This is a genomic window from Halomonas sp. ND22Bw (genome assembly GCF_003011945.1).
GTDB classification, from domain to species: Bacteria; Pseudomonadota; Gammaproteobacteria; order Pseudomonadales; family Halomonadaceae; genus Halomonas; species Halomonas halophila.
On the sequence record NZ_PXWD01000235.1, the window covers coordinates 1 to 414 of the forward strand.

General features: G+C 66.7%; 1 protein-coding gene. It reads right to left on the reverse strand.

All coding sequences use genetic code 11. The features are described 5' to 3' along the window. The coding region (locus tag CVH10_RS17835) for an alpha-amylase family glycosyl hydrolase (protein ID WP_369335860.1) at window positions 1-414 on the reverse strand (414 nt) is incomplete at both ends.

The window sequence follows — 414 nt, forward strand, 5'->3', positions numbered from 1 at the left end:
GAGCTGGATCCAGAAGCCCATGATCTTCTGGATCTCGGCCCGCACCGCCGGGTGGGCGGTGTTCAGGTCGGGCTGGAACGGCATGAAGCGGTGGAAGTAGTAGGCCCCCGCCTTGGCGTCCCGGGTCCAGGTCGTGGTCTGGACGCCGGGGAACACCATGCCTTCGTCGGCGTGCGGCGGCTTGGTCTTCGACCAGACGTACCAGTCCCGGTAGGGCGAATCCGGGTCCGAGGGCGCGGATTGGAACCAGGGATGCTGGTCCGAGGTGTGGTTGACCACGAGGTCGATCAGGACGCGCAGGCCCCGCTGCTTGGCCGCATGGGTGAAGGCGACGAAGTCACCGAGCGAGCCGTAATCCGGATCGACCCCGTAATAGTCCGTGATGTCGTAGCCGCCGTCGCGCTTGGGCGAGGG